General features: G+C 63.2%; 14 protein-coding genes. 11 read left to right on the top strand and 3 right to left on the bottom strand.

The annotated features are described in order from the left end of the window. Nucleotides 1–281 precede the first annotated feature (281 nt). Complete coding sequence (gene pobA, locus CAF78_RS25120) at nt 282–1469, bottom strand: 4-hydroxybenzoate 3-monooxygenase (RefSeq protein ID WP_085679360.1); 1188 nt, start codon at nt 1467–1469, stop codon at nt 282–284. Nucleotides 1470–1598: 129 nt separating this feature from the next. On the opposite strand from pobA, the gene CAF78_RS25115 reads away from it, so the two are divergent. The 3 genes from CAF78_RS25115 (at nt 1599) to CAF78_RS25105 (ending at nt 3852) form a co-directional block, all read left to right on the top strand. After that, the gene (locus CAF78_RS25115; RefSeq protein WP_085679357.1) at nt 1599–2477 is read left to right on the top strand and encodes a helix-turn-helix domain-containing protein; all 879 of its coding nucleotides are present in this window, start codon (nt 1599–1601) and stop codon (nt 2475–2477) included. A gap of 63 nt (nt 2478–2540) precedes the next feature. After that, the gene (locus tag CAF78_RS25110; protein ID WP_060513138.1) at nt 2541–2939 is read left to right on the top strand and encodes a MerR family DNA-binding transcriptional regulator; all 399 of its coding nucleotides are present in this window, start codon (nt 2541–2543) and stop codon (nt 2937–2939) included. A gap of 13 nt (nt 2940–2952) precedes the next feature. Continuing rightward, a complete protein-coding gene (locus CAF78_RS25105) occupies nt 2953–3852 on the top strand; it encodes a hydroxymethylglutaryl-CoA lyase (protein WP_085679354.1) in 900 nt (299 codons plus the stop codon). A 532-nt stretch (nt 3853–4384) separates the two neighbouring features. Here CAF78_RS25105 and CAF78_RS25100 read toward each other — a convergent pair. Beyond that, entirely contained in the window at nt 4385–4903 is a 519-nt protein-coding gene (locus CAF78_RS25100) for an MgtC/SapB family protein (RefSeq protein ID WP_085679351.1), read from the bottom strand. Between the two features lie 255 nt (nt 4904–5158). Between CAF78_RS25100 and CAF78_RS25095 the strand changes: the two genes are divergently transcribed. The 5 genes from CAF78_RS25095 to CAF78_RS25075 all read left to right on the top strand — a co-directional run bounded on the left by CAF78_RS25095 (nt 5159) and on the right by CAF78_RS25075 (nt 12158). Beyond that, nucleotides 5159–5398, top strand: coding sequence for a DUF3203 family protein (locus tag CAF78_RS25095; RefSeq protein WP_085679348.1), 240 nt, complete (start codon nt 5159–5161; stop codon nt 5396–5398). A 122-nt stretch (nt 5399–5520) separates the two neighbouring features. Then, complete coding sequence (gene ccoG / locus CAF78_RS25090) at nt 5521–6891, top strand: cytochrome c oxidase accessory protein CcoG (RefSeq protein WP_085679345.1); 1371 nt, start codon at nt 5521–5523, stop codon at nt 6889–6891. 39 nt (nt 6892–6930) lie between these two features. After that, nucleotides 6931–8340 carry a GntR family transcriptional regulator MpaR gene (gene mapR, locus CAF78_RS25085; protein WP_085679342.1) on the top strand — a complete coding sequence of 470 codons (1410 nt, stop codon included), beginning with the start codon at nt 6931–6933 and terminating at the stop codon, nt 8338–8340. Between the two features lie 56 nt (nt 8341–8396). Continuing rightward, complete coding sequence (locus CAF78_RS25080; RefSeq protein WP_085679339.1) at nt 8397–10034, top strand: PAS domain-containing sensor histidine kinase; 1638 nt, start codon at nt 8397–8399, stop codon at nt 10032–10034. 63 nt (nt 10035–10097) lie between these two features. Next, the gene (locus CAF78_RS25075) at nt 10098–12158 is read left to right on the top strand and encodes a PAS domain-containing sensor histidine kinase (RefSeq protein ID WP_085679336.1); all 2061 of its coding nucleotides are present in this window, start codon (nt 10098–10100) and stop codon (nt 12156–12158) included. A 10-nt stretch (nt 12159–12168) separates the two neighbouring features. Here the strand turns inward: CAF78_RS25075 and CAF78_RS25070 are convergent, their stop codons facing one another. Continuing rightward, the gene (locus CAF78_RS25070) at nt 12169–12915 is read right to left on the bottom strand and encodes an SDR family oxidoreductase (protein WP_085679333.1); all 747 of its coding nucleotides are present in this window, start codon (nt 12913–12915) and stop codon (nt 12169–12171) included. A 164-nt stretch (nt 12916–13079) separates the two neighbouring features. Here CAF78_RS25070 and CAF78_RS25065 point away from each other — a divergent pair, with 164 nt between their 5' ends. Genes CAF78_RS25065 through CAF78_RS25055 form a run of 3 tightly spaced genes read left to right on the top strand, consistent with a single transcriptional unit; the run spans nt 13080 to nt 19326 of the window. Then, a complete protein-coding gene (locus CAF78_RS25065; protein ID WP_085679330.1) occupies nt 13080–15635 on the top strand; it encodes a type VI secretion system Vgr family protein in 2556 nt (851 codons plus the stop codon). After that, nucleotides 15632–17647: a DUF3274 domain-containing protein gene (locus tag CAF78_RS25060; protein ID WP_085679327.1), complete on the top strand. Its 2016-nt coding sequence runs from the start codon at nt 15632–15634 to the stop codon at nt 17645–17647. Before CAF78_RS25065 ends, CAF78_RS25060 begins: the two co-directional genes overlap by 4 nt. Continuing rightward, the gene (locus CAF78_RS25055) at nt 17644–19326 is read left to right on the top strand and encodes a DUF2875 family protein (protein WP_085679324.1); all 1683 of its coding nucleotides are present in this window, start codon (nt 17644–17646) and stop codon (nt 19324–19326) included. The genes CAF78_RS25060 and CAF78_RS25055 overlap by 4 nt, the downstream gene beginning before the upstream one ends. Nucleotides 19327–19328: the final 2 nt, after the last annotated feature.

Below are 19328 nucleotides of genomic sequence, written 5' to 3'. Positions count from 1 at the left end.
AAGGTTTTCGGCGTCTGCGAGATCGAGCGCCGCCCGCGCGGCGCATCGCGAGCTTTGCTCGCTCCTACGTTTGTTTCGGGCCAGTGTACCCGTGATTAACGCGCGCGACCGCCTGGTTTGTACGACGCTATATAGCGCCATGCGCCAAGGCGTTCGCGCGCAAATCCCACAGGAATAATTGGCCCGAAACAAACGTAGGAGCGAGCAAAGCTCGCGATGCGCCGCGCGGGCGGCGCTCGATCTAACAGGCGCCAAACCTCTATCGCCGTACCCCAGCGCCCTCAGGCCACCTCTTCGTAAGGCAACCCCACATAGTTCTCGGCAATGTTCACCAGCCCCGCCGGCGATGTCAGGAAGTACTCGCGGTCGGCCTCCTGCATCTTCTGGTCCCAGGCATCCTTGTGCTCGCCGAAGTCATGCAGCAGCTGAGTCATGAACCAGCTGAAACGCTCACCCTTCCAGACCCGGCGCAGGGCCAGCGGCGAGTACTGCTGCAGCAGGTCGGTGCGCCCCTCGCGGTACACCTTGACCAGGATCCGGTACAGGTAGTTGACGTCGGAGGCCGCCAGGTTCAGGCCCTTGGCACCGGTCGGCGGGACGATGTGCGCGGCATCGCCAACCAGGAACAGATGGCCGTACTGCATCGGCTCGACCACCAGGCTGCGCAGGGGCGCGATGCTCTTTTCCAGCGCAGGCCCGGTCACCAGCTGCTGCGCCACGTCGTCGGGCAGGCGCGCCTTGAGCTCGTTCCAGAAGCGCTCGTCAGACCAGTCTTCCACCCGCTCTTCCAGCGGCACCTGCAGGTAATAGCGGCTGCGCGTCTGCGAACGCTGGCTGCACAGCGAAAAGCCACGCGCGTGGTGGGCGTAGATCAGCTCGTGGTTGACCGGCGGGGTATCGGACAGCATGCCCAGCCAGCCGAACGGGTAGACCCGCTCGTACTCCTTGAGCACGCCTTCGGGGATGCTCTTGCGTGACACGCCGTGGAAGCCGTCGCAGCCGGCGATGTAGTCGCAGTCCAGGCGGTGGGTCTGGCCGTCCTTTTCAAAGGTCACGTAGGGCCGTTCGCCCTTCAGTTCGTGCGGCTGCACGTTGCTGGCGGAGTAGATGATCGGCGCACCGCTGGCTTCGCGGGCCTGCATCAGGTCGCGGGTGACTTCGGTCTGGCCGTAGACCATCACCGTCTTGCCGCCGGTCAGGCCTTTCAGGTCCAGGCGCTGGCGACGGCCAGCGACCAGCAGCTCGACGCCTTCATGCACCAGCCCTTCGCGGTCCATGCGCTCGGCGACGCCGGCTTCGCGCAGCAGGTCGACGGTGCCTTGCTCAAGCACCCCGGCGCGAATGCGGCCGAGTACGTATTCGGGGGTCTGGCGTTCGAGGATGACGGTGTCGATGCCCGCCTTGTGCAGCAGCTGGCCGAGCAGCAGGCCGGACGGACCAGCACCGATGATTGCAACCTGAGTGTTCATTGTTTTTATCTCGTTATTGGGGTTAGCCCTTGCATTTTTACTGGCAACAACCGCCAAATAAGTGTGATATCCAATACGAAAACTGCACTTTTACAAAAAACGTTCGATTAACGGACAGGCAATCCTGATATGAAATCGACCCTCCCCGGCGTCCCGCTGTTCCAGTTATATGGCGAAAACCAGCACTGGCCCGGCACCGACCTGCTGCATTGCGAGTCGATCCCGGCACGCAGCCGCCTGCACCACTGGGAGATCAAGCCGCACCAGCACGCCGAGCTGTTCCAGTTGCTGTATGTGCAACGCGGCAAGGCCCAGGTGGAAATCGAGGGCGTGCGCAGCGCCATTACCGAGGCCGCGATACAGGTGGTGCCACCGCTGACCGTGCACGGCTTTCGCTTCAGCGCCGATATCCAGGGCCATGTGCTGACTTTCGGCACCGCGCTGGTGGCCGACCTCGAACAGCGCCTGGGCGCGCCGTTGGGGGTGCTGGCGAAAGCGGCGTGTTACCCGCTGGGCAAGGACCGCATCCCGCTGCGCGGCCTGATCGAAACGCTGCAGCAGGAATACCAGGGCAACGCCCCCGCGCGGGCGACCATGCTCGAAGCGCTGGTGACCGCGCTGATGGTGTGGATCAGCCGCCGCCAGCAACTGGGGCAAGCCCCCCGCACCCGGGACGAGCGTGACCGGCAGTTGCTCGGGCAGTACCTGCGGCTGGTCGAGGCGCACTACCGCGAGCACCTGTCGGTAGAGGACTTTGCCGCGCGCCTGAACATCCCCAGCCTGCAGCTCAACCAGCTGTGCCGGGCCCTCAGCGGGCAGACCGCGCTGCAGGTGATCCACCAGCGCCTGCTGCTGGAGGCACAGCGCAACCTCATCTATACGCGCATGAGCATCGGCCAGCTGTCGGACAGCCTGGGCTTCAGCGACCCCACCTACTTCGCGCGCTTTTTCAAGCGCCTGAGCGGGCAGACGCCCAATGGCTACCGGCGCACGGGGCAGCCCGGCTGAACTGCTTGACGTAAACGTCAACCTGCCCTCAGGATACTGGCATACCCCACGCCGAGCCCAAGCATGAGCAGCCAGACCTACAGCATCTCCGACCTCTCCCGCGAACTGGACATCACCACCCGCGCCATCCGCTTCTACGAGGAACAGGGCCTGCTGAGCCCGGAGCGGCGTGGCCTGGAGCGCATCTATTCGGCCCGTGACAAGGTCAGCCTGAAGCTCATCCTGCGTGGCAAGCGCATCGGCTTCTCGCTGGCCGAATGCCGTGAGCTGATCGAGCTGTACGACCCCAGCAGCGGCAACCTCAAGCAGCTCCACAGCATGCTGGCGAAGATCGCCGAACGCCGCGCCCAGCTTGAACAGCAGATGCTCGACATCCACCAGATGCAGCTGGAACTGGACACCGCCCAGGAGCGCTGCGAACAGGCCCTGGCCGCCACCCTGAACAACAACGACAAACGCTGACAGGAACCCCACCATGCCCATGCCCGCAACAGTCCGCCTGGTCGAAGTCGGCCCCCGCGACGGCCTGCAGAACGAAGCCCAGCCCATCAGCGTCGCCGACAAGGTGCGCCTGGTCGACGACCTGACCGACGCCGGGCTCGGCTACATCGAGGTCGGCAGTTTCGTTTCGCCCAAATGGGTGCCGCAGATGGCAGGCTCCGCCGACGTGTTCGCCGGCATCCAGCAGCGCGCCGGTGTTACCTACGCCGCACTGGCGCCCAACCTGCGCGGTTTCGAGGACGCCCTGGCGGCCGGAGTGAAGGAAGTGGCGGTGTTTGCCGCCGCGTCCGAGGCCTTCTCCCAGCGCAACATCAACTGCTCGATCAGCGAAAGCCTGCAGCGCTTCGAGCCAATCATGGAAGCCGCGCGCAGCCACGGCGTGCGGGTGCGCGGTTACGTTTCCTGTGTGCTGGGCTGCCCTTATGAAGGCAAGGTCAGCGCCGAGCAGGTAGCACCGGTAGCCAGGGCCCTGCACGACATGGGCTGTTACGAGGTATCGCTGGGTGACACCATCGGCACCGGCACAGCCGGTGACACCCGTCGGCTGTTCGAGGTGGTGTCGGGCGTGGTGCCACGCGAGCAACTGGCTGGGCACTTCCATGACACCTATGGCCAGGCCCTGGCCAACGTGTATGCCAGCCTGCTTGAAGGTATCAACGTGTTCGACAGCTCGGTCGCCGGCCTGGGCGGCTGCCCTTACGCCAAGGGCGCGACCGGCAACATCGCCACCGAGGATGTGCTGTACCTGCTGCAAGGGCTGGGCATCGAGACCGGCATCGACCTCGACCGGCTGATCGCCGCCGGGCAGCGCATCAGTGCGGTGCTGGGCCGGGCCAACGGTTCGCGGGTGGCACGAGCGCGTAGCGCACAATGAGTTTCATGCAGGTGTCACATGAGTGTGGGTGAGTGTTACCTCCCCCACAGCTTCCAGCAAAAAATCGGGTAACAGGGAAACAAATCGACAGAATTTCAGGTCCCCCGATTTCGCCGAATCCAGCCAAAGCATTGATTTCAAAGGTTTTTTAAAAGTTGGCACGGCACCTGCTATATGTTTGGTACAACAACAAGAAAAACGCGACAACCAATAAAAACAACATGTAACGGCTCTGACATAACAAGAACAACACGGCAGAGGCGCAGCAAGCAGATTTTTTTGGAGTCGACAGGCTTTTCAGGGGTTCGCCCCGCGGACTGACACAGAACAATAAAACTACCTGAAGGTAGCGGCAGTCAGGCTCGGATCCACAGGATGAAAGCAGGTCAGCGCTCAAAAAAATACGTTTGCTCTTGACCCCGGATGGGGGTTGCACGCGACACCAAGGCTGGCCTATAAAAACAATAAAAGGCTGGCCTCAATAATAAAAAAAGAGCAGGCAACAACGCTTTGAGGGGAGCTTCGGCTCCCCTCAGTGCTTTCTGCCCTCCTCCTCTTTCTGCTTCTCCTCGTCCTGCCTTTCGACCTTCTCCACCAGCAGCGGCATCGTGCCCAACACCAGCAGCGCCAGCACCGTGCTGATCAGTGCCGTGGCTTCTCGCCCCATGCCTGCAGCGGTACCGATGGCAGCGGTCATCCACAGCCCCGCAGCGGTGGTCAGGCCTTTTACATGGCTGGTGTCCTGGCCGTTGCCCTTGAGGATGGTGCCCGCGCCGAGAAAGCCGATGCCGGCGACGATACCCTGGATCACCCGGCTCAGGGCCTGCTGGTCGGCACCGGCCATGCTGGGCGCCAGCACGAACAATGCCGCGCCCAACGACACCAGCATGTGCGTGCGCACCCCGGCGGACTTGCCTTTGTGTTCGCGCTCGAAACCCAGCACAGCGCCTAGCACCGCCGCCATCAGCAGGCGAACGAGAATCTGCACGACCTCGCGTTCATTGGTGATGTCGGCAAATTCGGCCTGGATGGTTTGCCAGATCAGATCCATGGATTGGGTACCGGGCTGAAGGGATGTGCTGCCTGCACCGGCCTCTTCGCGGGCAAGCCCGCTCCCACAGGTACCGCACAGCACTCAGGAGCTGCACAGCACCTGTGGGAGCGGGCTTGCCCGCGAAGAGGCCTGCACAAGCACCTCAAAAGATTGACCCTTGTACAAGCAGCAAAGTGCCCACCGGGCACGCCGATGCAGCAACCTCCCCCCACCTGTGGTCACAACCTGTAACCGCCCCCGGAGGACCCCACCATGCCCATCGAGATCGAAGAAAGCACTCAACGCTGCACCCTGATCGGCGACAAACTGCGCATCGAAGGCAAAGGCCCCGAGATCGAAATCGTCACCGACGAACAGCTGCGCATGTCCGTGGCCATCCTCGCCGGCGAGCGCTTCCCGATCACCGAAGCCGAAGCCGACGCGCTGACTGTGGCGGGTGCGGTGGATAGCCGCAGGCACCTCAAGGCCAGCACGCCAGGCTCAGTGATCTAGGGCTTCGGACACAATTTGCGGCAATCTGATATGGTTTTTAACACGTGACCTGAGCCTGTGCTGAAAACAGTTCGGGGGCCATAGTGCTCGTGCCTGATCGAGGCCGTAAGAGCACCGACGCCATGACTGAACGAATCCATGCCATCCAGATTGCCGCCAGTGGCATCCACACCCGCAGTTTCACCGGCCTGTACCGCACGCTGCGCATTGCCTTCGCCGGCGCGCTGTTCGTGCTGTTCTTCGGCACCGCCTGGCTCGACTGGAACGGTCGCCAGGCCGTGCTGTGGGACTTGGCCGACAGCAAGTTCCACATCTTCGGCGCCACCTTCTGGCCGCAGGACTTCATCCTGCTCTCGGCGCTGCTGATCATCTGCGCCTTCGGCCTGTTCGCCATCACCGTCTACGCCGGCCGGGTGTGGTGCGGTTACAGCTGCCCGCAAAGCACCTGGACCTGGCTGTTCATGTGGTGCGAAAAGGTCACCGAAGGCGACCGCAACCAGCGCATCAAGCTGGCCGCCGCGCCGTGGAGCCTGAACAAACTGGCCCGGCGCACGCTCAAGCACAGCCTGTGGCTGGCCATCGGCGTGCTCACCGGGCTGACTTTCGTCGGCTACTTCACGCCGATCCGCCCTCTGGCCCACGAACTGTTCACCCTGCAACTGGGCGGCGTGGCGCTGTTCTGGGTGCTGTTCTTCACCGCCGCCACGTATCTGAATGCCGGCTGGCTGCGCGAGGCGGTATGCCTGCACATGTGCCCGTATGCACGCTTCCAGAGCGTGATGTTCGACAAGGACACCCTGGCCGTGGCCTACGACCCGCGTCGCGGCGAATCCCGTGGCCCGCGCAAGAGAGGCAGTGACGCCCGCGCCCAGGGCCTGGGTGACTGCATCGACTGCACCCTGTGCGTGCAGGTCTGCCCCACCGGTATCGATATCCGCGATGGCCTGCAGATGGCCTGCATCGGTTGCGCCGCCTGTATCGATGCCTGCGACAATGTCATGGGCAAGATGGGTTACCCGCGCGGCCTGATCGGCTACAAGTCCGAGCACAGCTTGCAAGGCGGCACCACCCACTGGCTGCGCCCGCGCCTGCTGGGCTACATCGCTGCCCTGGTGCTGATGATCGGCGCGCTGGTGGTAGCCCTGCAGCTGCGCCCGATGGTGTCGCTGGACGTGATCAAGGACCGCGGCCTGTTCCGCGAGAATGCCCAGGGCCAGATCGAGAACATCTACCTGCTCAAGGTCATCAACAAAACCGCGCACCCCCAGCGTTACCACCTGCGCCTGCTGGATGCCGAGGGCTTCGAACTGCACGGTAACACCGCGTTCAGCATCCCGGCCGGAGAAATGAGCGAGCTGCCGGTGTCGGTGGCGATGCTGGCCGAGCGCCCCGCCAGCAGCTCGCAGGAGCTGGCCTTCGAAATCCGCGACAGCGACCAGCCCGCCGTGCGCAGCGTGGCGCGCAGCCGCTTCGTGGCGCCACTGAACCGCTGATCCCTTACACTGATTGTTCACCTTGCCTGCCGAGCCCCCATGAAACGCTACGAACGCTTCGCCGACGACATTGCCGAACTGATCCGCTCCGGGGTGCTCGGCCCAGGCCAGCGCGTGCCTTCGGTACGCTATGCCAGCCAGACCCATGGCGTCAGCCCGTCCACGGTGTTCCAGGCCTACTACCTGCTCGAGCGCCGCGGGCTGATCCGCGCCAGGCCGCGCTCGGGCTACTTCGTCAATGCCCATGCCCCGCGCCAGTTCAGCGAACCGCAGGCGCTGGAACCGCTCAGCGAATCGACCGAGGTGGACGTCAGCGGCCTGGTGTTCTCGATCCTCGATTCGATCAAGGACCCGAGCACCGTGCCGTTCGGCTCAGCCTTCCCCAGCCCCGAGCTGTTCCCACTGCAGCGCCTGTCACGCTCGCTGGCCAGTGCCAGCCGGGCCATGGACCCGCGCATGGTGGTCACCGACCTGTCGCCGGGCAACCCGCAGCTGCGCCGGCAGATCGCCCTGCGCTACATGGTCGGCGGGCTGATGCTGCCGATGGAAGAACTGCTGATCACCAATGGCGCGCTGGAAGCCCTGAACCTGTGTTTGCAGGCCGTGACCGAACCCGGCGACCTGGTGGCCATCGAGGCGCCGGCCTTCTATGCCTGCCTGCAGGTGCTGGAGCGGCTGAAGCTCAAGGCCGTGGAGATCCCGGTGCACCCGCGCGAGGGCATGGACCTGACGGTGCTGGCCCAGACCCTGGACAAGCACCCGGTCAAGGCCGTGTGGTGCATGACCAACTTCCAGAACCCGGTGGGCGCGAGCATGCCCGAAGCCAAGAAACAGGCCCTGGTCGAGCTGCTGCGTCGGCACCAGATGCCGTTGATCGAGGACGATGTCTACGCCGAGCTGTATTACGCGCAACAGGCCCCGAAACCGGCCAAGGCCTTCGACACCCAGGGCCTGGTGATGCACTGCGGCTCGTTCGCCAAGAGCCTGGCACCGGGCTACCGCATCGGCTGGGTGGCCGCCGGGCGTTTCGCGCAGAAGATCGAACGGCTGAAACTGATGACCTCGCTGTGCGCCTCGATGCCAGCCCAGGCGGCCATCGCCGACTACCTGCAACACGGCGGCTACGACCGCCACCTGCGCAAGCTGCGCTACGCTCTGGAGGGCCAGCAGGCCAACATGCTGGCGGCCATCGCCCGCCATTTCCCGGCGCAGACCCGCGTCAGCCAGCCCTCCGGCGGCTACTTCCTGTGGCTGGAGCTGCCCGAACAGATGGACGCCCTCAAGCTGTTCCACATGGCCCTGGCCCAGGGCATCAGTATTGCGCCAGGGCCGATCTTTTCGCCGACTCGGCGCTTCGGCAACTGCATCCGCCTGAACTACGGTTCACCATGGAACGAGAACGCCGAACGCGCCATGGAAACCCTGGGGCGGATCATCCGCTCGTTCTGAAGGAAGAGCCGAAGAAGTGCGGCTATAGTTGAGCGACCCACACGCGGGATCGCTCCATGCCAGCTGATGATGTGTCGCCCTCCACGCCCTCCCCGCAACAGATGCAGGAACTGGCCCAACGCATCGACCAGGCCCAGGCCAACAACAAGCTGCTGGGCGAACTGGTCGACCACAGCCAGGCCAACGTGTTTGCGGCCGATCGCAACTTCCGCCTGCTGGCGATCAACCGCACCGCGCAGGAAACCTTCAAGCGCCTGCGCGGCTTCGTGCCGCAGGTGGGCGACTACATCCCGCAGTTCATCGCCAACCAGCCCGACATCATACAGTGGCTGGAGCCGGTGTGGCCGCGCGTGCTTGCCGGCGAGGCGTTCACCGATACCATCACCCTCGGCCCGGCCGATGCCCCGCGCCACTATGAAATCAGCTACAACACATTGCGCGACGCCCAACAGCGGATCCAGGGCGGGTACCTGTTCGCCTACGACATCAGCGAGCGCGTGGCCGAACAAGAGCGCATGCGCAAGATCGAAGAAGCCCTGCGCCAATCGCAGAAAATGGAAGCCGTGGGTCAGTTGACCGGCGGCATCGCCCACGACTTCAACAACCTGCTTGGCGGTATATCCGGCGCCCTGGAGATGGCCGAACAACGCCAGGCCGCGCAGCGCTACCACGACACCACCCGGCTGCTTGGCATCGCCCGGCACAACACCCAGCGCGCCGCTGCGCTGGTGCAACGCCTGCTGGCCTTCTCGCGCCAGCAGACGCTGATGCCACAGGCCGTGGACGTGCAACAGCTGGTGGCCGGCATGCGCGAGCTGATTGCCAGTTCGCTCGATGCGCGCATCACCTTCCTTGACCAGACCCAGGGCGGCCAGTGGCGGGTGCAGATCGATCCGCACCAACTGGAAAACGCACTGCTGAACCTGTGCATCAATGCCCGCGACGCCATGCCGCTGGGCGGCACACTGTGTATCGCCAGTGAAAATGCCCGGCTCGATGCGCAGCAGGCACGTGCGCTGGACCTGCCCGGCGGCGACTACCTGCATGTGCGTGTCTGCGACAACGGTGTCGGCATGCCTGCCGAGGTGCTGCAGCGGGCATTCGAGCCCTTCTTTACCACCAAACCACTGGGCCAGGGCTCGGGCCTTGGGCTGTCGATCGTGTATGGTTTCGTGCGCCAGTCCGGCGGCCAGTTGCGCATCGTCAGCGCGCCGGGGCAAGGTGCGTGCATCCACCTCTACTTGCCACGTGCCTGCTGCGAGGCCGCCGAGCAAGCCGGTGCGCAGCCACAGGTACCAAGCGAGCAGACTCGCGCAGCGCCACAGGTGGTGATGCTGGTGGAAGACCAGGACACCCTGCGCCTGCTGATCAGCGAGGTGCTCGAGGACCAAGGGCACCAGGTGCACGCCTTCAGCGATGGCCGCTGCGCACTGGAAGCGCTGCACACGGGCGTGCGCCCGGACCTGCTGATCACCGATATCGGCCTGCCGGGCGGCATCGATGGCCACCAGGTAGCCGCAGCCTGCCAGAAGCTCCCCGGTAGCGTTGCGGTGCTGTACATCACCGGCTATGCCAGCGACCGGCTTGCCTTCAGCCCTGGCTGGCACTGCGCCGTGCTGTACAAACCGTTCGAGCTCGCGGCGCTCAACCAGCACGTGGCGCAGTTGCTGGAAAATCGGCGCTTGCCGCCGTAGCCCGCTATGCGCCCGCGTTGCGGACAGGTAAAGTCTGGCGATTCATCTGTGTCGGACGTCGCCATGCCCCACCGCGAGCTGCTCGCCTTGCGCCAGGAAATCGAAACCCTGCGCCAGGGTAATGCACAGCTGCAGACCCAGCTGCTGCAACACCAGGACCAGGACCAGAACATCTATCGATTTCTGTTCGACACCATGGACGAAGGCTTCTGCATCATCGAATTCTTCGACGGTCCCCATGGCCCGCTCAGCGATTACGTGCATGTCCTGGCCAACGCCGCCTATGCCACGCATGCCGGCATCCCCAACGTGGTCGGGCAGAAGCTGCGCGAAATGGTGCCCGACGAGGCTGACGGCTGGGTCGCCCGTTACGGCGCGGTATTGCGCACGGGCGAGCCGCTGCAGTTCGAACAGGAGCTGGTCGCCACCGGCCATGTGCTGTCGGTGACCACCTTCCGTGTGGAGCCGCCGGAGCGCCGCCAGGTCGCGGTACTGTTCAAGGACGTCACCGAGCGGCGCAAGGCCGAGCAGGCCCTGCAACAGCTCAACGAACAGCTCGAGCAGCGGGTCAGTGCGGCCCTGGCTGAGCGCCGCCTGTTTGCCGAGCTGGTCGACGACAGTGTGGTCAATGTGCATGTGCTCGATACCGACATGCGCTGGCTGGCTGTCAACCGCCAGGCCAGGCATGACTTCCATGCCTTGTACGGCCGCACGCCCGAAGTCGGTGACTACCTGCCGGCACTGGTGGCCGACCACCCGGCGGACCGTGAGCTGATCATGCCGTTGTGGCAGCGGGCGCTGGCGGGCGAACAGTTCACCGAGATCGGCGCGTTCGGGCAACGCCACTACGAGCTGCGTTTCAATGCCTTGCGCGACCAGGACGACAGCGTACAAGCCGCCTACCTGTTTGCCTACGACATCACCGAGCGGGTCCAGGAGCAGCAGCGCCTGGCCAAGGCCGAGCAGGCGCTGCGCCAGGCGCAGAAGATGGAGGCCGTGGGCCAGCTCAGCGGCGGCATCGCCCACGACTTCAACAACCTGCTGGGTGGCATCATCAACGCCCAGGAGCTGATGCAGCAGCGCCTCGCCCAGCAGCGTTACGCAGAGCTGGAACCTCTGCTGGAACTGTCCAGCGGCTCGGCGCAACGGGCTTCGGCGCTGGTGCACCGGTTGCTGGCCTTCTCGCGCCAGCAGACCTTGCAACCGTGCTCGACCGAGGTTGCGGCCCTGGTCAGCGACATGGAGGAGCTGGTACGCCGCAGCATCGGCCCATCGATCACCTTGCGCAGCCACTTCATCGCCCGCTTGTGGCCGACCTTCATCGACCCGCCGCAACTGGAAAGCGCCCTGCTCAACCTGTGCATCAATGCGCGTGACGCCATGCCCGGCGGCGGTACGATCGATATCGAGGGCGATAACATCTGCCTCGACAGCGAGCAGGCACGCCCGCTCGAAATCGCCGCTGGCGACTATGTGCGGCTGAGCGTGGCCGACACCGGCTGCGGCATGAGCGCAGCCGTGGCGGCGCGAGCCATCGACCCGTTCTTCTCCACCAAACCCATGGGCCAAGGCACCGGCCTGGGGTTGTCGATGACCTACGGTTTCGTGCGCCAGTCGGGTGGCCAGCTGCGCCTGATCTCCACCCCCGGCAAGGGCACGCGGGTCGAACTGTACCTGCCGCGCCACTACGAACAGCCTGCCATTGCCCCCCGGCCGCCGGCGCGCAAGGCGTTGGCAAGCAGCGCGGGCGGGCAACGCATCGTGCTGGTGGAGGACCAGGCCGCGCTGCGCCTGGTGGTTGGCGAAGTACTGGAAGAGCTCGGCTACCAGGTCGAGGCCTTCGAGAATGGCCCGGCAGCACTGGCCTACATGCAGCAGTGCGAGCAACCCGACTTGCTGCTGAGCGATATCGGCCTGCCCGACGGCCCCAATGGCCGCCAGGTGGCTGAGCGTTGCCGGCAGTTGTACCCGGAACTGAAGGTGCTGTTCATCACCGGCTACGACGAAAGTGCGGCGCTCAGCGACGGCCAGTTGCTGCAGGGTACCAGCGTGCTGACCAAGCCTTTCGAGCTGGAGGCACTGGCCGAGCGGGTACGCCAGCTGCTGGCGGATGAGCTGCCCTGACGGGCCGCGCTCAGCGCCCGCCGCCCAGGTCGATGAAACTGCCGGTGGAGTACGAGGCCTTGTCCGACAGCAGCCAGAGGATCGCCTCGGCCACTTCTTCCGCACGGCCGCCGCGGCCCATGGGCAGGCCTGGTTCGAGCTTGGCCACGCGGTCGGGGTCACCGGAAAGAGCATGGAAGCCAGTATGGATGTAGCCCGGTCGCACGCCGTTGACCCGCACGCCCTCGCCCGCCACTTCCTTGGCCAGGCCGAGGGTGAAGGTATCCAGCGCGCCTTTGGAGGCGGCGTAGTCGACGTACTCGTTGGGTGAACCCAGGCGCGCCGCGACCGAGGACACATTGACGATCGCGCCACCGTGCCCGCCGTGGCGGCGAGCCATGCGCAGCAAGGCGTGCTTGGCACAGAGCATGGGGCCGACGACGTTGGTCTTCATCACCTTGAGCAGGCGGAACTCGGACATGTCCTCGACACGGCTTTGCTGGCCGATGGTGCCGGCGTTGTTGACCAGTGCGGTCACCGGGCCGAGCTCCTGGTCGACGCGGTGGAACAACTGGATCACCTCGTCTTCGACACTGGCGTCGGCACGTACGGTGATGGCCTCGGCGCCGAGGGCGCGGACCTGGGCGAGGATATGCTCGGCGGCCTGGTCGTCGGCGTGGTAGTTGATGCAGATGCGGTAGCCCTCGCGGGCGGCCTGCAAGGCGGTGGCGGCGCCGATGCCACGGCTGGCACCGGTGATGACGATGACTTTCTCCATAGAGCGGCCGATCATTCAGGGACGGAGGTTCGACAATAGGTGAAAAACCCTGGCAATGGAATGACCGTCACGTCTTGACAAACTAAGTCGTGCCCCGATCGGTCCGATGCTGCCAAAACCTGTGCTACCTTCCGCGACTTGTTTTGCGCAGGGATATTACGTCGATGGAATTGACGAGCATTTTTACACCACAGAACCGCCGCCTGATCAAACTCACCACCCCCCTCCAGGATGACCAGGCGTTGTTGCTGGAGCACTTCAGCGGCACAGAAGGGTTGTCCACGCTGTTCAGCTTCGAGCTGTCGCTGATCAGCCAGGATGCCAGGCTCGAACTCAAGTCATTGATGGGCCAGCCCGCCCTTCTGGAGATCGAACTTGCCGACGGCGGCGTGCGCCCTATCCATGGCCACATCACCCGCTTCAACCTGCTGGGCAGCGACGGCGGCCTGGCGCGTTACAGCGCGACACTCAGCCCCTGGCTGTGGATGCTGTCACGACGTGTTGATTCGCGGATCTTCCAAGAGCAGACCATTGAAGCGGTCATTCGGACGGTGTTCGAGCATTACGGCGGGTTGCGCCAATTCGAGTTTCACCTGCTCAGGCCGCTCAAGCCCCACAGCTACATCACCCAGTACCGCGAAACCGACCTGAATTTCGTGCTGCGCTTGCTGGAGCAGGACGGCCTGTTCTTCTACTTCGATCACAGCAAGGACGGGCACAACCTGATCATCACGGATCGGTCCCAAGGCCTGGAAGCGCTGCCCGAACAACCGCAGATCCGCTACCACAGCGCCTTCGTCACCGAGACCAGTGACTCGATCACCCAGTGGCGCAGCCACCGGGGCTTGCAACCTGGCAAGATGGCCATCCAGACCTTCGATTACAAGCAACCGAGAAATCCCTTGTCCATCGAGATGGGCAGCCTCAATGAACAGGGCGACGTCGCGTCCTACGAGGTCTACGATTTTTTCGGTGCCTACAGCCATGGCCAGCGCGACGGCGGCGAGTCGCTGGTCCGTCGCCACCTGGAGATCATTGAAGCCCAGGCCAAGACCTTCAGCGGCAGCAGCAACTGCCGGGCCATGCGGCCGGGCTACAGCTTCGAACTGACCCAGCACTTCGACCATGAACGCGGCGCAGCGGACGCTCGCCAGTTCCTGCTGGTGTCGGTCGAACACCAGGGGCGCAACAACTATTTTTCCGACGAGCCCGCAGGCTACGACAACCAGTTTGTCTGCATTCGCCAGAGCATCCCTTACCGCCACCCGATCACCGTACCGCGCCCCACCATCAACGGGCCGCTCAGTGCAATCGTGGTCGGGCCGGAAGGCGAGGAAGTGTTCACTGACGAGCTGGCGCGGGTGCAGGTCCGGTTCCACTGGCAGCGCGGCGACAGCCTGCCCCAGGGCACCACCTGGGTGCGGGTGGCGATGCCCAGCGCTGGCAGTGGCTTCGGTCACCAGTTCTTGCCGCGTATCGGCCAGGAAGTGCTGGTGACCTTCCTGGCCGGCGATATCGACCGCCCTGTGGTCACCTCGGTGCTGTACAACGCCGAGCAGACGCCGCCGCGGTTCAGCAAGGCCTCAGGCTTGCCAGGCAACCGCGCGCTCTCCGGCATCCAGACCCAGGAGCACAAGGGCCGTGGTTTCAACGAGCTGTTGTTCGATGACACGCCGGGCGCCTTGCGTGCCCGCGTCGGTACCACGCACCACGCCACGGCACTCAACCTGGGCAAGCTCACCGAGCCGCGGACCGACGGCCAGGCCAAGGCCCGTGGCAACGGTGCCGAACTGCGCACCGACGCCGCGATTGCCCTGCGCGCCGCCCAAGGCCTGCTACTGACCACCTATGCACGCCACGACGCCACGGGCGCGCAGCTGGACCGCGAAGAACTGCTCAAACTGCTGGCCGAGTGCGGGGAGCTGTTCAAGAGCCTTGGGCAAACCGCCGCCGCACGCGGGGGTGCGGCCGTGGACAGCGAGGGCATCGATGACGTGAGCCAGGCCCTGAAACAGTGGCCTGCGCCCGACAGCGACAGCCCGGGCGACCCCGTGATGGCCGTTGCGGCCGAGGCGGGAATCGCCAGCGCCACACCGCGCTCGCAAACCCACTACGCCGGCGCGAACCACGACACCACCGCCCAGGACCATCTGCAAATGACCAGCGGCGCCGCCATGCGCCTGCAAGCTGGCAAGGGTATCAGTGCCTTCGCCCAGGACGAGGGCATCAGTGCTATCGCCAACCGCGGCAAAGTGCTGGTGCAGGCCCAGGAAGACGACATCACCGTCAATGCCCAAAAGAACCTGCACCTGTCGGCCGCCGAAGGCGAGGTCGTCGTCACCGCACCCACCATTCGTTTGGTGGCCGACGATGGCAGTTACATCAAGATCGGTGGCGGCGTCGAAATCGGCAGCCAGGGCAAGGTGATCGTCCATGCCAGTGAGCATGACTGGGTCGGACCTAAAACCGACAGCGCCCAGGGGCCGGCATTCACCCGCGACCCGGCGGCGCAACGCCTGGCCTTCCACTACCCGGGGCACGCTGAAGACAGCGTGCGGATGGCCGTAGACCACGCCTACCAGATCACGCTTGAAGATGGCAGCACCGTGCAAGGCCTGACCGACGCCAGTGGGCTTACCGAACGCGTCGAGCGCGAAGCGATGCACCAGGCACAAGTGGCTGCCTTGCGCAGCACCAGCAGCAAAGGAGGCAGCCAATGAGTGGCGATCAAATTACCGTGGCTGAAAGCGTCACACGGCTGGTACCCAACTTCAGCACCGAACGCAAAATGGAAGTGCCCGCCGACCTGCCAGGGGTGGTGATCTTCTTGCACGGCGTGAATGACCCGGGGGCTTCATACGAATCGGTGGAGACGGGGTTGTGCCAGGGGGTGAATGAGCGTCTGGATCGGCCTGATCTGAAGGCGGGGCGGTATGGGGCTGCCTACAGTGCTGCGGACAAACGCCCAGTTAAAGAGCGCAGTGAAGATGACATTGCAAAGCTGGACGATCCAGACACGTACCTCTATCGGCGAGACACGGCCGACCCGAAAACACGCAGCCTGATGATCCCGTTTTACTGGGGCTATCGTGCTGAGCCTGGCGAGATCAAGCGCGATAAAAACGACGATCCGACCAAACTGCGCGGCCAATACCAGGACGTGTTCGAAAACCGCCTGGACCGGCACTTCGCCAAAGGCGGCGGGTTCTTCGCCAATGCCACCAACAACCTGCTGGAGATGTACAGCCCCGGCTTTGCCAAGTTTATCCGGCATCTCGCACAACCCATGCTCTCCAACACCCAGTACATGGGTAAAGGCCCACACCGGCGTTACTTTGTGCTCGCAGCAACGCGATTGGCCATGTTGGTCAGTGAGATCCGCCGTGTATCGCCTGATGAAACCATCACCATCATGGGCCACAGTCAAGGCACCTTGATTACCCTGCTTGCGCAAGCCCTGTTGATCGACAAGGGCCAACGCTGTGCCGACACCGTCATCATGGTGGACACGCCTTACAGTGTGCTGCCCAAAACCACCCCCAAAGCCCATGACACACTCGCCACATTGATCAACATCGCCACCGCAGTCACCCAGGCACCCCACGCCCAGCCGCCGCTGTCCGCACTCAGGGACAGCAAGACCTACGGCGGTCGCACGGGCCCCAGGTGGTCACCCATACAGGGCTCGCGCAGGGACACGGTCGGCAACTTCACCGTTTTTCCCGAGCGTGATAATCGCGGCAAGGTTTACCTGTACTTCTGCCCGGACGACACCACCGTCGCCCTGGACGACGTGCATGGCATCGGTACCTATGGGGTGCCCAATACCTTGCCGGACGGCAAACCGGCGATGGCGGCGTTGCAGTCCGTGCGGTTTTACCAACGCCTGTGGACCAAGCGTCATCGCGACGGTAAGCCGGTACTGGTCGGCGACGCCATACAACAAACGGTGCTGCGTGCCAAAGGGGAACCCCGCTACCCTGGCGGGTGGTCAGGCGGCGCCGTGGCCTCGCAAGCGCCAATAGCAAAAGGTCAGGAAGTGCTGATCAATGCCGAACCTTTAAGCCCACCCTATGCTCCAGATTTGTTTGGCGGCGAGGTAGAACGGGGCACACCCACCCAGGCAGGCAAGGACAGCCCCGATGACGTGAGTATCCGCTCCGCGCTGGGCAATCCGAAAGCCCGCTTCAAATGGTTCAAGGTGCGTACCAGCCCTCATCGCGTGGACTCGCATGCAGAACTGGCCCGATGGAACGCTGGCAAAGAGCCCGGTGATCAAACTTCAGCCATAAGCCAAGTACCCGTGTATCGAGGCTCAGAGGTGAAAGAGTACGTCATTTTTCGTGAAGAAACGCCTAATGATATTCAGGAGCGGATGCGCGAAGATAAGAAAGAAAGGGAGACTAACAGCTACCACTCGGCCGTTTTGCGCAGCCCTGAAAACCAGCGCTGGGTAACGGCGATGGATATTGCTATTGGCCAGGCGCACAGCCTTGATGATCCGGATATGCGGGAGGTGTTGGTAGCGATTGCGGATTGGAAGGTGGATAAAACGATATATAACAAAACCACGAAGTTACCGGGTTGGGCGAAACTGAGTGAGGAGGCCCAAGCATTGGTGACTGCCAGTTTTCGGTATTATGAAGAAGGCTTATTCCCACCCTCTGGTCTGGTATCGCTTATGCCACCGTCTATGGTAGTCACAGCACCCGAACAAGGAGTTGGCCGATGAAGGACAATCCGCCCTCCACTCAGACGCGGCCCAACCTTAAACCTTATCTGTGGATCGCCGGGGTACTCCTTGTGCTCTGGATCAGCTTCATCTGGATTGTCCAACTCAAAGCACAGGAAACTAACATGATACTTAGGGACATGAAACCCGTCCTAGCCTGGGGCATTGCCGCCATTGTCGGCCCGCTACTGATGATCTTCGGCATTCACTGGTGGGGCAATGCCCTGGCAAGTGAGAAGGCAGAGTTTGCCAATTATCGCAACCAGATGGAGCTCAGAAACGCCGAACAACAGGCCACTCGAGTTCGCACCTACGCCTTGGAAATTCGGGGAGTCGGACTTGGAATATACACAGATGGCCAGTCCAAAATCTGGCAGTTCATAAAGAAGAAGAACGACAATTTCACATCGATCTACCCGCAGGACGCGAAAGACTACGACCCGTCTTTAGACGTAAGGGAAAGCTCCGCAAACATCAAAGTCCGTATTGCATTCAAGAACTCGGCAGGTGAGGCAGTAGCGTACTGGCCAATCCCGGTGTTTGCGCTGGGACCGCCCGCTCCCTACGACAGCGACTACAGTGCAGCAGGCCTGATCAACTCAGGCCGTAACGCCGCGACCTTGGGCGTTACCCAGTTTTTGTGGCAAGACAATGAAAGCACGACGCATGCTCAAGGCATGATCGAGCGACTGTTCACGTTTTTTGACGATAACCCGAAGGTGCCACAAGCCTTGATCGCAAGCGAAGACGGTGACGTGACGCGAAACGGCTATCGCAAACCCGGCACACCGGGATTGCAAAATGGCCACGTGGTTCCGACAATCTACGAAAGCATGACTGGCCTGCTGGTCACACGTTCGGACCGAGTGGACCGCTACATTCGTCCCTTCGTCACCCGTGACGCCGAGGACAATCAGGATAAAAAAACTGACTTTGGCAAGTTGTGGGCGTTTTATTGGGACCGGAGCAAGGCCTTTGGAGATTGGTATGTAGCCGCCGAGCATGCCAAAGGCAATAAAGTGCTATTACCACCCAGCACCATGTCTACCGCCTACTGGCAAGCGCAACTGCCTATTTTGTGGAAAACCATCGACAACCGCGGTCCAGGCCATTTCGAACCGTCCCCCTGGCTGCCCGTGCGTTGGGCCGAACACCAGCTGAAGGAGTTCGACGCAGCGCCAGTGCTGGGTTACCTGCACCGTCCGATCAAGGTCTCGATGCAGGACGAACACGGCAAGCGCCTCAAACCCGCATTGCAGGCGAAGGTGTTGCAAGCGGGTTGGCTCAAGGCCCTCGAAACCCTGCCCGATGGGCAAAAACCGGTGCGCGTGTTCTACGACACCACTAACAACGCTGAAGCAGAAATCGCCCTGACCAACGCCCTGCACAGCCTCAATACCGATGGCCAAGGCCTGGACGTGGGCAATGTCGACGAGGGCTATGACATCGGTCGGCGCCTGGGCAATACCGGTGTCAGCGGAGCGCTGGTGGAGATCAACCTGGCCACCATTGCCAGCTACCTCGATGGCGGTGCCAGTGCCGTGGTCTACGCTGGCAGCGACGGCAGCCTCACCGTGCAGATGATCAGCCCGCCAGATGAGGCACGCAAGGCGAAGAACCAGCAGAACCGTGGCGCTGACCCCTTCAAGTATGGCCTCCCCAGTATCGGACGATCCTAGGC

The organism is Pseudomonas sp. R28(2017) (assembly GCF_002112505.1).
Lineage (GTDB): Bacteria > Pseudomonadota > Gammaproteobacteria > Pseudomonadales > Pseudomonadaceae > Aquipseudomonas.
The sequence above is the reverse complement of the archived record's forward strand: the minus strand, read 5'-3'. Positions and strand labels throughout refer to the sequence as shown.